This is a genomic window from Pseudomonas sp. MWU16-30317, from assembly GCF_020515695.1.
GTDB lineage: Bacteria > Pseudomonadota > Gammaproteobacteria > Pseudomonadales > Pseudomonadaceae > Aquipseudomonas.
Map to the genome: position 1 here is coordinate 225907 of NZ_JAIWJA010000006.1, position 12236 is coordinate 238142.

The 12236-nt window shown below is 60.8% G+C and carries 11 protein-coding genes; 7 read left to right on the plus strand and 4 right to left on the minus strand.

Going from position 1 to position 12236, the window contains the following annotated elements; all coding sequences use genetic code 11:
• Positions 1-29: 29 nt before the first annotated feature.
• The 3 genes from LIX93_RS18595 (at position 30) to fba (ending at position 1887) form a co-directional block, all read left to right on the plus strand.
• Entirely contained in the window at positions 30-266 is a 237-nt protein-coding gene (locus LIX93_RS18595; RefSeq protein WP_226505518.1) for a hypothetical protein, read from the plus strand.
• A gap of 36 nt (positions 267-302) precedes the next feature.
• On the plus strand, positions 303-662 hold the full coding sequence (locus LIX93_RS18600) for an MliC family protein (RefSeq protein ID WP_226505519.1): 360 nt from the start codon (positions 303-305) through the stop codon (positions 660-662).
• A gap of 160 nt (positions 663-822) precedes the next feature.
• The gene (gene fba, locus LIX93_RS18605) at positions 823-1887 is read left to right on the plus strand and encodes a class II fructose-bisphosphate aldolase (RefSeq protein ID WP_226505520.1); all 1065 of its coding nucleotides are present in this window, start codon (positions 823-825) and stop codon (positions 1885-1887) included.
• Between the two features lie 71 nt (positions 1888-1958).
• On the opposite strand, the gene LIX93_RS18610 is transcribed toward fba, so the two are convergent.
• Positions 1959-2630: a polysaccharide lyase family 7 protein gene (locus tag LIX93_RS18610; protein WP_226505521.1), complete on the minus strand. Its 672-nt coding sequence runs from the start codon at positions 2628-2630 to the stop codon at positions 1959-1961.
• A 457-nt stretch (positions 2631-3087) separates the two neighbouring features.
• Between LIX93_RS18610 and LIX93_RS18615 the strand changes: the two genes are divergently transcribed.
• The 4 genes from LIX93_RS18615 (at position 3088) to LIX93_RS18630 (ending at position 7086) form a co-directional block, all read left to right on the plus strand.
• The gene (locus tag LIX93_RS18615) at positions 3088-5205 is read left to right on the plus strand and encodes an EAL domain-containing protein (protein ID WP_226505522.1); all 2118 of its coding nucleotides are present in this window, start codon (positions 3088-3090) and stop codon (positions 5203-5205) included.
• An 85-nt stretch (positions 5206-5290) separates the two neighbouring features.
• Positions 5291-5797, plus strand: a complete 507-nt coding sequence (locus LIX93_RS18620) for a M48 family metallopeptidase (protein ID WP_226505523.1) — start codon at positions 5291-5293, stop codon at positions 5795-5797.
• 18 nt (positions 5798-5815) lie between these two features.
• Positions 5816-6112 carry a winged helix-turn-helix domain-containing protein gene (locus tag LIX93_RS18625; RefSeq protein ID WP_226505524.1) on the plus strand — a complete coding sequence of 99 codons (297 nt, stop codon included), beginning with the start codon at positions 5816-5818 and terminating at the stop codon, positions 6110-6112.
• Between the two features lie 212 nt (positions 6113-6324).
• Positions 6325-7086 carry a transporter substrate-binding domain-containing protein gene (locus LIX93_RS18630; protein WP_226505525.1) on the plus strand — a complete coding sequence of 254 codons (762 nt, stop codon included), beginning with the start codon at positions 6325-6327 and terminating at the stop codon, positions 7084-7086.
• A gap of 9 nt (positions 7087-7095) precedes the next feature.
• Here the strand turns inward: LIX93_RS18630 and yccS are convergent, their stop codons facing one another.
• From yccS to dbpA, 3 genes are all read right to left on the minus strand, one after another.
• Positions 7096-9282 (minus strand): YccS family putative transporter, encoded by a 2187-nt coding sequence (gene yccS, locus LIX93_RS18635; protein ID WP_226505526.1) that lies wholly within the window; start codon positions 9280-9282, stop codon positions 7096-7098.
• A 216-nt stretch (positions 9283-9498) separates the two neighbouring features.
• Positions 9499-10677 (minus strand): NAD(P)/FAD-dependent oxidoreductase, encoded by a 1179-nt coding sequence (locus tag LIX93_RS18640; RefSeq protein ID WP_226505527.1) that lies wholly within the window; start codon positions 10675-10677, stop codon positions 9499-9501.
• Positions 10678-10796: 119 nt separating this feature from the next.
• Positions 10797-12176: an ATP-dependent RNA helicase DbpA gene (dbpA, locus tag LIX93_RS18645; RefSeq protein ID WP_226505528.1), complete on the minus strand. Its 1380-nt coding sequence runs from the start codon at positions 12174-12176 to the stop codon at positions 10797-10799.
• Positions 12177-12236: the final 60 nt, after the last annotated feature.

Here is a 12236-nt window from a genome sequence, read left to right on the forward strand (position 1 = left end):
GTCCTACCCTACAGGTGCTGTTTCCCGTCATGGATGTGTACGAGGCAATCGTTATGAAGACGTCGACTGGTGTGCTGGCAAGTGGTGTGGTGTTGGCTGTACTGATGGTGACCGGATGCGCCGGGACGAATGGCGCGAAAAGTGCGTGCGAAGTCTTTAGCCCGGCGACGGTCACGGTACCGACCTCGCAGAACGATCAGCGCGTGGCGACCAATGCCACGGGTGTCCAGAGCGAAGCCGGCGGCAGGGAGCAGAACTGTAACTAGGCGCCACCGTCCGGTGGCTACCCGCGAGGAGTGGCAATGAAAGGATCTATCGCCCCGGCGATGTGTGCAGTGCTGGGGATGACCCTGTTGGCAGGTTGCAGTACGTCGTGGTGGCCTTCGTGGCCGTCGTCTGCGCCCGTATCGACGCCCACGCCGACCCATTGGGTGTGTGACAGTCAGCTCGATGTGTTCTGGCACTACACCGATGCTGCCCGCAGCAAGGTTGATGTGAGTCTGGGTGGCAAGGATCAGGTCTATCACCTGAAGACCGAGCCCGGCGCCGATGGCCAGATGTTCAGCGATGGCGTGCTGGCATTCAACGTCAAGGATGATCAGGGCCTGGTGTATTGGGTCGCTACCAATGATCTGATTGGGCGGGGCTGCAAGGCTCAGTGAAAAAAGCTCCGTGGGCAGCGGTCTAGCGTTACTGGTCGAGCGTCGCTGCGCGGTGACCGCACGGTGTTAACCGCAACATTGCAATGTGAATATTGAACAGCAGCCGCCAATACGGCAGGCTTGCACGATTAACGACCCTGGATCGGGAGATACAAATACAATGGCACTCATCAGCATGCGCCAGATGCTGGACCACGCAGCCGAGTTCGGCTACGGAGTCCCCGCTTTCAACGTCAACAACCTTGAACAAATGCGCGCAATCATGGAGGCCGCGGACAAGACCGATTCGCCGGTTATCGTTCAGGCCTCGGCGGGTGCGCGCAAATACGCGGGTGCTCCATTCCTGCGCCACCTGATCCTTGCTGCCATCGAAGAATTCCCGCACATCCCCGTGTGCATGCACCAGGACCACGGCACCAGCCCTGACATCTGCCAGCGGTCGATCCAGCTGGGCTTCAGCTCGGTGATGATGGACGGCTCCCTGGGCGTCGACGGCAAGACCCCCACCGACTACGACTACAACGTTCGTGTGACTTCGCAGACCGTCTCTTTCGCTCACGCCTGCGGTGTGTCGGTTGAAGGCGAGCTGGGCTGCCTGGGTTCACTGGAAACCGGTCAGGCCGGTGAAGAAGACGGTGTCGGCGCCGAGGGTATCCTCGACCATAGCCAGATGCTGACCGATCCGGAAGAGGCGGCCGACTTCGTCAAGAAGACCCAGGTCGATGCCCTGGCTATCGCCATCGGCACCAGCCACGGCGCCTACAAGTTCACCAAGCCGCCTACCGGTGACATTCTGGCGATCGACCGCATCAAGGAAATTCACAAGCGTATCCCCAATACTCACTTGGTGATGCACGGTTCGTCCTCGGTGCCTCAGGATTGGCTGGCGATCATCAACGAGTACGGCGGCCAGATCAAAGAGACCTACGGCGTGCCGGTCGAAGAAATCGTCGAAGGCATCAAGCACGGCGTGCGCAAGGTCAACATCGACACCGACCTGCGTCTGGCCTCCACCGGTGCGATCCGCCGTTTCATGGCGCAGAACCCGGGCGAGTTCGACCCGCGCAAATATTTCGCTGAAACCGTCAAGGCCATGCGTGACGTGTGTATCGCGCGTTATGAAGCCTTCGGCACTGCCGGCAATGCCTCGAAGATCAAGCCGATCTCCCTGGAAGGCATGTTCCAGCGCTACGCTTCAGGTGAGCTGGCCGCCAAGGTCAGCTGATTCCTGCAGGCATTAAAAAACCCCGCCGAGTGCGGGGTTTTTTATTTGAAACTTCCATGCCTCGATTTTCCTTAACCCTGGGTATGACCGATCACAAGTTTGGTGAAGGTGGTCGAACCGCCTTCGGTGGCGTATCCAGTGTTGTCCTGAACGTAAACGCCTGCCTTGAAGTACAGCGGCTTGGTCGCCCACTGAGGATCGACCTTGGTGCTCCACTTGAAGCTATAGGCGGTGACGCTCAATGTGCCGGCTTTGGTCAGGTGGATCATGTAGTTGATGTTCTTGTTCATCGGCACGCCGGTGGCGATGGTGATGACGGTCGGATCATCCTGGCCGGGCGTCTGGCGCAACTTGGCGACGATATTGCCGTTGCCGAGTTTCTCTTTGTATTGGTATTCGACTTTCAGCAGCGGCTCGTTGCTGCCGTTGACGTGGATCTGGCCGATCACCACTTTGCCCGACGAAGGGACCTGATTGACCATCATGGTGGCGGTCAGGGTGTTGTCGGCTGCGGTGTACAGCCAGTTGTGCACGGAGCCATCGGGGTTGGTTTCGCGCAATTCACTGCGAGGATAGATCGCGCTGGCGGTCTTGCTGCCGGTGACGGGGGCCCAGAAGAACAGCGTGCCGGTGTCGGCATGAAAGTATTCGTCCTTGAAGCCCTTGACCAGAGTCGGGGTATCAATGGTGGTGGCAACGCTGCCGACGGGAATGCTGAGGTTCCAGGTGGATAAATCGATCATTGGACTACCTATATAGTTAGTTTATGGCGGCACGGACGCCACAAATAAATTACGAACTTGCCGCTTTGAACGTTGTCGAAGGCGGCTGCCTTTGCACAGGGCTAGAATATCCATTTTCCAATCATCCGCCATTATGGTGGCGCCAGCCGTTTGTCGACCTCGTGTAAGCCTTTGATTACAGAGTGTCAATCGACTGACCGTTTATCGGCCGTCAGTTTTTGAGCGCCAATGATGGCACTATTTGGCAGACGCGCCGGTCCATAAGGGTCTAGAGTCAGAGAAAGCTTTAACCCGCGAAAACGCCTCCTCGGGGGTGCCTTTGGCGGTTTGCGTGGTACGGAATCATGCTTTTTATCAACGTTGTGCTCACTGTTGCGGCTCAAACCGTAATAAAGCGGATACTTTAGATAGATGGCGCCGATGTAAGCCGACAGGCCCTCAACACAAGAGAAGCAGCATGGAAGCGCAACCCAAGCACACTGAAGGTGGATCGACACTGCTCGTCGTCGACGACTACCCGGAAAACCTCATCAGCATGCGGGCGCTGCTCGAACGCCAGGACTGGCAGGTCGTCACTGCCGCTTCCGGTGTCGAGGCGCTGGGCGTGCTGCTCGAACAGGAAGTCGACCTGGTGCTGCTGGACGTGCAGATGCCCGGCATGGATGGCTTCGAGGTGGCGCGCCTGATGCGTGGCAGTCAGCGGACCAAGCTGACTCCGATCATCTTCCTGACTGCCAACGAGCAATCCCAGGCGGCCGTCCTCAAAGGCTATGCCAACGGCGCGATCGACTATCTGTTCAAGCCTTTCGATCCGCAGATCCTGCGCCCCAAGGTCCAGGCCCTGCTCGAGCAGCAGCGCAATCGCCGCGACTTGCAGCGCCTGACGCGTGATCTCGAGGCCGAGCGGGCGTTCAACCATTCAGTGCTGGAAAACGCTGCAGAAGGCATCCTGGTGGTGTCCGACAGCGGCGAGATCCGGTTTGCCAATCCGGCAATTTCCAGGTTGCTGGGCGCCACGCTAGCGGAGCTGCAAGGCAGTTCCCTGCTGGAGTACGTACAAAAGCCGACGCCGTTGGCCTGGGAGGAGTCGGAGTTTTTCCGCGCATACAGCCTGCGCGACACCTTGCGCATCCATGACGCGTTTTTGCGTAATCACGCCGGACAGCAGATACCTGTCGCGCTCTCTTGTGCGCCGTTGCCCATCGAGCAGAAAGCCATGGTCGTGACGGTTCAGGACATGTCTGTAGTGCGCAATCTGCACCAGCAACTGGAATATCAGGCGGTGACCGACCCGTTGACCGGGCTGCTCAATCGCCGCGGCTTCTATCAGACGGTCGACAGTGCGCTGGTGCGCAACGAGCGCCAAGAAAAGACCCAAGCGCTGCTGTATCTCGATCTGGACGGTTTCAAGCGCATCAACGATACCCATGGCCATGACGCCGGGGACCGGGTGCTGCGCTGGGTTGCCGAGCAACTCAAGGAATGCTTGCGACCTTACGACATCATTGCGCGGATGGGCGGCGACGAGTTCACCGCGCTGCTCGATACCCTCGAATACCCCGAGCAGGCCGCCAAGGTCGCGGAAAAGATCATGGAGCGGGTGGCGACCCTCCAGGAAATCGACGGCATCGAGATATCTCTGGGCGTCAGTATCGGCATTGCTACGTATCCCGAGTGTGGTCATCACCTTGACGGCTTGCTGCGCGCGGCCGATATCGCCATGTACGCGGCCAAGCAGGCCGGGCGCCAGCAATACCGTTATTACGATCAGGACATGAACGTGCGTGCGCGTTCGCGGATGATGCTCGAAGAAAGCGTGGCCATGGCCATCGAGCATGAAGATTTTTCCCTCGTCTACCAGCCGCAGGTCTCGATCGCCGATGGCCGTTTGCGCGGTTTCGAAGCGCTGCTGCGTTGGCAGCACCCCAGTGTCGGGGATGTGCCACCGGGTCTGTTCATCCCCTTGCTGGAAGAGGCGCGGCTGATCAGCCGACTGACCAGCTGGATCTATCATCAAGGTGCGGCGCAGCGTAGCGCCTGGAATGCCACGTTCCGCAAGGAACTGGTGCTGAGCATCAGCCTCAGCAATGCGCAGTTCAGCATGCCCAATCTGGTAGCCGAATTGCAGCGAGCGATCGTGGACAACCACCTGTCGGCTGATCAGCTGGAAATCGAAGTGGTCGAGTCTTTGCTCATGCACAACCCGCAGCAGGCCCGGGAACAACTGCAGCAATTGCACCGCCTGGGAGTGAAGATCGCCTTGGACGATTTTGGCAGTGGCAACTGCTCGGTAAAAATGCTCCGCGACCTGCCCATCGATACCCTCAAGCTCGATCGCCAGCTGATTGCCCGCCTGCCCGATTCGGCGCACGACGCTGCGATGGCCAAGGGCATCATCGAAATGTGCCTGGCCTTCGATATCACGGTGATTGCCGAGGGCGTCGAGACCCACGAGCAATACCAGTGGCTGCGGGCCAATGGTTGCCAGTTCGTGCAGGGCTTCGTGGTGGCCAAACCGCTGACCGCGGCCGATGCCGGGCAGTTTACCGAGCCGTTCGAGTGGGGGCTGCACTAGGCGCTACGGCGCGATCAGCATGGGCGATGCACTCGAGCGTTCGCCCCGGTAGACTGGCGGCTGATCCTCGGCCAGTCATCGCCCAATGAATCCCTTGAAGTATCTGCAAGCCTATCCCTCTTCGTTGCAAGAGCAAGTCCGCCAGATGATCACCCAGGATCGCCTGGGGGATTATCTGCGTCAGCGTTATTCCCAGCGTCACGACGTGCAGAGCGACAAGGCGCTGTACAGCTATGCCCAGGGATTGAAGCAAGAGCATCTGCGCAATGCGCCGAATATCGACAAGGTGCTGTTCGACAACCGTCTTGACCTGACGCATCGCGCATTGGGCCTGCATACCGCGATTTCGCGGGTGCAGGGCGGCAAGCTCAAGGCCAAGAAGGAAATTCGCATCGCCGCCTTGTTCCGCGACGCCGACCCGCAGTTCCTGCGCATGATCGTGGTGCACGAGCTGGCGCACCTTAAGGAGTCGGACCACAACAAGGCGTTCTATCAATTGTGCGAGTACATGCAGCCCGGCTACCAGCAGCTGGAATTCGACCTGCGCTTGTACCTGACGTATCGCGATCTTCCGCCGCCAGAGCGGCCCTGACCCTAAAAGGCTTTTGCAATGGATGTCAGCAAGACCAAAACCAGTTTTTATCGCCGCCTGTACGTGGCTTGGCTGATCGATAGCCAGCAGGCCAGCAGCGTGCCGGCGCTGACCGAGGTTACTGGCATGCCGCGGCGTACCGCGCAGGACACCCTCGCAGCGCTGGCCGATCTCGACATTGTCTGTGAGTTCGAGCAGGGCGATGGCGCGCGGCAGAACGCCGGGAGTTACCGCATTCGTGACTGGGGCGCGGTGCAGCCGCAGTGGATCGAGGCCAACGTGGAGCGTATCAAGGCGGTGCTCGGCTATCCCTGAATAGCATTCCTGAAACGCGGCCTACCCCTGCCTGCCAAGCGCGAATGTAACGAAAATGTATCACTCCCCGGCTTATTGCCATCACCAGGCTATGCTGGCGGCGCGTTCTGTGTGTAATCTGCATTGGCTACCCGGTGCATCGGTTCCCCTGAGCCAGTCAGCTCATGGACAAAGACAACGCAGGGCGCGGGCCCGTTGATAGGATGTTGAGCATGGGGCGTTTGCATCGAGCCTGTTGTTCGCTGGGGTTAGGGTTATGTGCACTGGGATTGCTGCTGCAGAGCCCTGCATTGGTGGCGCAGACACTACGATTGGTTGCCGATGCCTGGCCGCCGTTCACTGATGCGACCATGGTCAATGGCGGCCTGGCTACTGACCTGGTGACCCGCGCGCTGGTGCGGGCTGGCTACGCCACGCAATTTGAACAGGTGCCTTGGGCGCGAGCCCTGCAGGGGGTTGGCGAAGGGCGCTATGACGTCGTGATCAACGCCTGGTTCAGCGACGATCGCACCCACCTCGGCCAATTCTCCGCGCCCTATCTGACCAATCGCATCCGCTTGCTCCAGCAGAAGGGCGACAATCTCACCTTCAACGGTAATCTCGAGTCGCTGCATGGTCAGTCCGTGGCGGTGGTTCGTGATTATGCCTACTCAGCCGGATTCGACGCCGACAGCCAGATCACCAAAGTGCCGGTCCACAATTTTTCGATGGCCGTGCGCATGGTCGCTGCCGGTCGCGTCAACCTCACCCTCGAAGACGAGTACGTGGCGCGCTACTACCTGCAGCAGGAGTCGCCGAAAGTGCGCGGCGCGGTGGAGTTTTTCGGTCCGCCACTGGCAGAGAATACCCTGCACATCATGGTCAGCCTGAAGAACCCTGAACACGATCAGATCATCGCCGGGTTCGACTCGGCCATCGCCTCGATGAAGGCCGATGGCAGCTATGCCCGGTTGATGCACGAATACGGCATGTAGCGGTGCGGCTCAGGCAGCCTTTTCGTTTTCCTTGATGAGATGCGCCGCCATGGTCCGCAACGGTCCGAGTTGACGGCAGATCATTGCCAGCTGGCTTTGCACCAGACGCTGGCCTTCGTCGATTTCTTCGGGCATCTGCTCAAGCTCATTGGCCAGCGCCTCTTCGGCATCGCTGTGCACTGCCACTGCGGTCTTGTTGATCAGGCTGTTGGCGATTTCCTCGATGCTGCGAGACAGTGTTTCCCCTGCGCCCTCGATCAAGTGCACGCGCACCGGCTCCGGCAGCTCGGTGCCGCGATGGGCGCCCAGGCCCGATAGATAGCTGAGCAAGGTGTGGGACAGCACCAGGAAGCGAAAGCCCACGTCGGCTTCTTTGCGAAAGTGCCCAGGCTCCATCAGCATGTTGGCCAAGGTGGTGGAAAGTGCGGCATCGGCGTTGTGCGCGTTGCGCCGGGCCAGGCGGTAGGCGAGGTCGTCGCGCTTGCCCTGCGCATATTGCTGCATGATCTGGCGCAGGTAGATGCTGTTGCAAGTCAACGTATTGGCCAGCACCTTGTTGAGTTTGCGGCCCTGCCAGTCGGGCAGGAACAGGAACACCGCCATGCCGGCGATCAGGCTGCCGATCAGGGTATCGAACAACCGCGGCAGGAACAGCCCGTATCCATCGCCGGTCTGGTTGAAGCAGAACAGCACCATCAGCGTGATACCCGCCGTGGCCACGGTGTAGCGTGTGGTGCGATTGACGAAGAACACCAGCCCCGCAAGGATCGCGAACAGCGACTGCACCAGCGGGCTGGGGAACAGGTCGAACAGCGCCCAGCCGATGGTCAGGCCCACGGCCGTACCGACGATCCGCTGCCCCAGTTTGCGCCGCGTGGCGCCATAGCTCGGCTGGCAGACGAATACCGTGGTGAGCATGATCCAATAGCCCTGGTTGGGGTGAATCAAATGCACCATGGCGTAGCAGATGACCAGTGCCAGCGGCAGGCGCAAGGCATGGCGGAACAACAACGAGGTGGGGGTCAGGTTCTGGCGGATACGCGCCCAGTAGTCCTTGAGTCCCCGTGGCGAGCGGTCCAGCAGGCTGCTGTCGGTGTTGTCCGCGAGTTTGTCCGGGTTGCTGGCGTCGCTGAGCAGGCGGTCGAGGGTGGCCAGGTTGTTGGCCAGGGCCCGCAGCGAGCGCAGCAGCCCACGCCAGGCGGGGTTGTTCTGTTCGCGCAGGAAATTCAACGAGGCCTGCAAGTCGTCCAGCGCTTCGGCGAAGTTGGCGTCGTAGTTGAACGGCTGGCGCAACTGGATCGATTCCGACAGCCGCCGGCAGGCTGCCCCTTGCTGGCGCAGCAGGCGCTGGCAACGGTACAGCACGTCGCTATGGAAAAACGCATCGGTGAGGGCGTTGTACGCGTAATGCGAAGAGCTGGCGCGCTCGTGGATGTCCTGCGCCATAAAGTAGAGCTTCAGGTAGCGGCTCACTTTGGACCCCGGCCGCGTGCTGCCGACCCGGTGCAGGATGATTTCCTTGGAGGCGTTGAGCGCCGCCACTACGCGGCCGTTCTGCTTGGCCAGCTCCAGGCGGCGGGCTTCGATATCGAGGCCACGGATGGGTTCGAACAGCGACGACTTGAGCTTCAGGTATTGGCCCAGTTCGCGGAACAGCCGCGCCAGGCTCTGCTGCACCGGCTGGTTGGAAAACAGCGCCTGCCACAGTACCGACAGGATGCCGTACCAGCCCGCGCCCGCGACCAGCAACATGGGTTCATGCCAGAAATCCGTGACTTCGCCGCCGCGCTGGTCGACGCCGATCATGGTGTACACAGAGAGGATCAGCGTGGCGTAGGCAATGGCACCATAGCGTTCACCCAGCGAGCCGAGCATGGTCAGGGCGAAGGCCGCCACTGCCAGTGCGCAGACAAACAGGATGGGGAAGGGGAACAGCAGCTCTACGGCCAGTGCGCCGACGCTGAAGCACAACAGCGTCACCACCAGGGCGGTGAGGCGGCCTTGCCAGTTGTCGTCCGTTTCAGCCAAGGCACTGGCGATAATTCCCAGGAACAACGGAATCAGCAGGCGCATCTCATTCTGCCACCAGCACAGCGCCATGCTGCCGGTCAGGGCGATGAACACCCGCACGCTGTAGCTGAACTTGTCGAGCGCCCATACACGGCGCAGGGTCTGGCGAAAAGAGGTCGATGCCATGGGTTGGGGCAAACCAGTGGGGCAGAGGTGGGTATCTTAATGGAGGGGCGTGGGTGCTGATACAGGCTGGGTGTTGAAATCTGTGGGGTGCATTCAATCAGCGCCAGGCTTGCGGGCCCTTTCGCGGGCAAGCCTTGCTCTCGCAGGTTTACAGCTTGGGAGCTGTGTCCACTGTGGGAGCAAGGCTTGCACGCGAAGAGGTCCGAGAGCGCATCTTCAAACGTACTGCGCAGCTGCATACCCCGAGGCCCAGGCCCATTGGAAGTTGAAGCCGCCCAGGTGCCCGGTCACATCCAGCACTTCGCCGATAAAATACAGCCCGGGGCTTTTCAGCGATTCCAGGGTCTTGGACGACACTTCGCGGGTATCGACCCCGCCCAGCGTCACCTCGGCGGTGCGATACCCTTCAGTACCCGCCGGCACCAGGCGCCAGTTGCTCAGTTGCTCGGCAATTTCAGTCAACTGCGACGGGGTGTACTGCTTCATCGGCCGTGACTCGAACCATAGATCGGCCAGCAGGGTGGCCATCTTTTTGGTGAAGACCTCGCCCAGCAGCGTCTTGAGCTCGCTGTTGGGGCGCTCGGCCTGCTGTTGGGTCAGCCAGTCCAGAGCATCGACATCCGGCAGCAGGTTGAGCTCGATGCTGTCACCGGGCTCCCAGAACGACGAGATCTGCAGGATCGCCGGGCCGCTGAGGCCGCGGTGAGTGAACAGCAGGTTTTCCCGGAAGCTCTGGTCGTTGCAGCTCGCGATACAGTCCACTGACGTACCTGACAGCTCGGTACACAGCGCTTTCAACTGATCGGTGATGGTGAACGGCACCAGCCCGGCACGGGTCGGCAGCACGCTGTGGCCGAATTGCCGGGCGATCTGGAAGCCGAAACCGGTAGCGCCGAGGGTCGGAATCGACAGGCCGCCGGTGGCGATCACCAGCGACTGGCAAGCGAACTCGCCGGCGCTGGTAGTGAGTTGGTAGCCGCTGGCGGTTTTCTCGATCGTCTGGACGCTGGTGTCGAGGCGCAGATCTACTTTGGCGTCGCTGCACTCGTTCAGAAGCATCTCGAGGATGTCGCTGGACTTGTTATCGCAGAACAGCTGGCCGAGTTTTTTCTCGTGATAGGGCACGCCGTGCTTGGCCACCAGGGCGATGAAGTCCCATTGGGTATAGCGTGCCAGAGCCGACTTGCAGAAATGCGGGTTCTGCGAAAGGAAATTGCCTGGCTCGGTGTACAGATTGGTGAAATTGCAGCGGCCACCCCCAGACATGAGGATTTTCTTGCCGGCTTTGTTGGCGTGGTCGAGCAATATCACCTGGCGGCCGCGCTGAGCGGCGCTCAGGGCACACATCAGGCCAGCGGCGCCAGCGCCAATGATGATGACTTCGGTAGAGCGCACTGCGGGGTTCTCCCGGAAAACAAAAATCACCGTAGCGAGGGGGCCTGCCCCCGACAATAGCTCAGACACCGGGTGTGCCAGACACGCCGAGTCTAGGGCAAGCCCCGCGCTACAAAGGTTTAAAGAATCCGCACTTTCAGCGAGCGACCCTTGATCTTGCCGCTATTGAGGCGCTGAACCGCCTCTTTGGCGACATCACGCTCTACCGCCACATAAGCCTGGAAGTCGAAAATCGCGATCTTGCCCACTTGAGTGCCGGCGATGCCCGCGTCACCGGTCAAGGCGCCAAGGATATCCCCGGGGCGTACTTTGTCTTTGCGCCCGGCGCCGATCAGCAAGGTCGACATGGGTGGCAGCAGCGGCGCGCCACCCTTGGACACCAGCTCGCTCAGCGGCGCCCAGTTGAGCGGCGACTTCTGCAGTTGCTCGATCGCCTGCGCGCGATGCGCTTCGCCCGGTGCTACCAGGCTGATAGCTACACCGCTCTCGCCAGCACGACCGGTACGGCCGACGCGGTGAATGTGGATTTCCGAATCACGCGCCAACTCGACGTTGAGCACCATGTCCAGCGCATCGATATCCAGGCCGCGCGCGGCGACATCGGTGGCCACCAGCACCGAGGTGCTGCGATTGGCGAACATCGCCAGCACCTGGTCGCGGTCGCGCTGCTCGAGATCGCCATGCAAGGCCACGGCGCTGAAGCCCTTGGCGACCAGATGGTCGACCGTCTCCTGGCACTGCTGCTTGGTAAAGCAGAACGCCACGCAGGACTGCGGGCGGAAGTGGCCCAGCACCTTGGTCACGGCGCTCATGCGCTCGTCCGGAGAGATCTCGTAGAAGCGTTGCTCGATCTGGCTGTCGGCATGCAGCGATTCAGCCTTGACCTGCTGCGGATCGCGCATGAACTTCGACGATAGCTGCTTGATGCCGACCGGGTAGGTGGCCGAGAACAGCAAGGTCTGCCGGCGCGCCGGGGTCTGCTCGATGATGTCGGCGATAGAGTCGTAAAAGCCCATGTCGAGCATGCGGTCGGCTTCGTCCAACACCAGCGTGTTGAGGCCGTCGAGCACCAGCGAACCCTTGCGCAGGTGCTGCTGGATGCGCCCGGGGGTGCCGACGATGATGTGCGCGCCGTGCTCCAGGGAGGCGATCTGCGGGCCGAAGGACACGCCGCCGCACAGGGTCAGCACCTTGATATTGTCTTCGGAGCGCGCCAGGCGGCGGATTTCCTTGGCCACCTGGTCGGCCAGCTCGCGGGTGGGGCATATCACCAGTGCCTGGCAACCAAAGTAGCGCGGATTGATCGGGTTGAGCAGGCCGATCCCGAACGCGGCGGTCTTGCCGCTGCCGGTCTTGGCCTGGGCGATCAGGTCCAGGCCCTTGACGATCACCGGCAAGCTTTGCGCCTGGATTGGCGTCATCTGGGCATAACCGAGTGATTCGAGGTTAGCCAGCATGCCGGCAGACAGCGGCAAAGTGTTGAAAGCGGTGTTGGTCACGGGACGGCCCTGCAAAAAAAGCAAAATGTCGCGCAGTGTAACAGCCCGTGACGCATGACC

Bases quoted from the DNA above. Each gene is read 5' to 3' on its own strand.
- LIX93_RS18595 (WP_226505518.1), top strand. From the start codon at position 30: ATGGATGTGTACGAGGCAATCGTTATGAAGACGTCGACTGGTGTGCTG.
- LIX93_RS18600 (WP_226505519.1), top strand. From the start codon at position 303: ATGAAAGGATCTATCGCCCCGGCGATGTGTGCAGTGCTGGGGATGACC.
- fba (WP_226505520.1), top strand. From the start codon at position 823: ATGGCACTCATCAGCATGCGCCAGATGCTGGACCACGCAGCCGAGTTC.
- LIX93_RS18610 (WP_226505521.1), bottom strand. From the start codon at position 2,630: ATGATCGATTTATCCACCTGGAACCTCAGCATTCCCGTCGGCAGCGTT.
- LIX93_RS18615 (WP_226505522.1), top strand. From the start codon at position 3,088: ATGGAAGCGCAACCCAAGCACACTGAAGGTGGATCGACACTGCTCGTC.
- LIX93_RS18620 (WP_226505523.1), top strand. From the start codon at position 5,291: ATGAATCCCTTGAAGTATCTGCAAGCCTATCCCTCTTCGTTGCAAGAG.
- LIX93_RS18625 (WP_226505524.1), top strand. From the start codon at position 5,816: ATGGATGTCAGCAAGACCAAAACCAGTTTTTATCGCCGCCTGTACGTG.
- LIX93_RS18630 (WP_226505525.1), top strand. From the start codon at position 6,325: ATGGGGCGTTTGCATCGAGCCTGTTGTTCGCTGGGGTTAGGGTTATGT.
- yccS (WP_226505526.1), bottom strand. From the start codon at position 9,282: ATGGCATCGACCTCTTTTCGCCAGACCCTGCGCCGTGTATGGGCGCTC.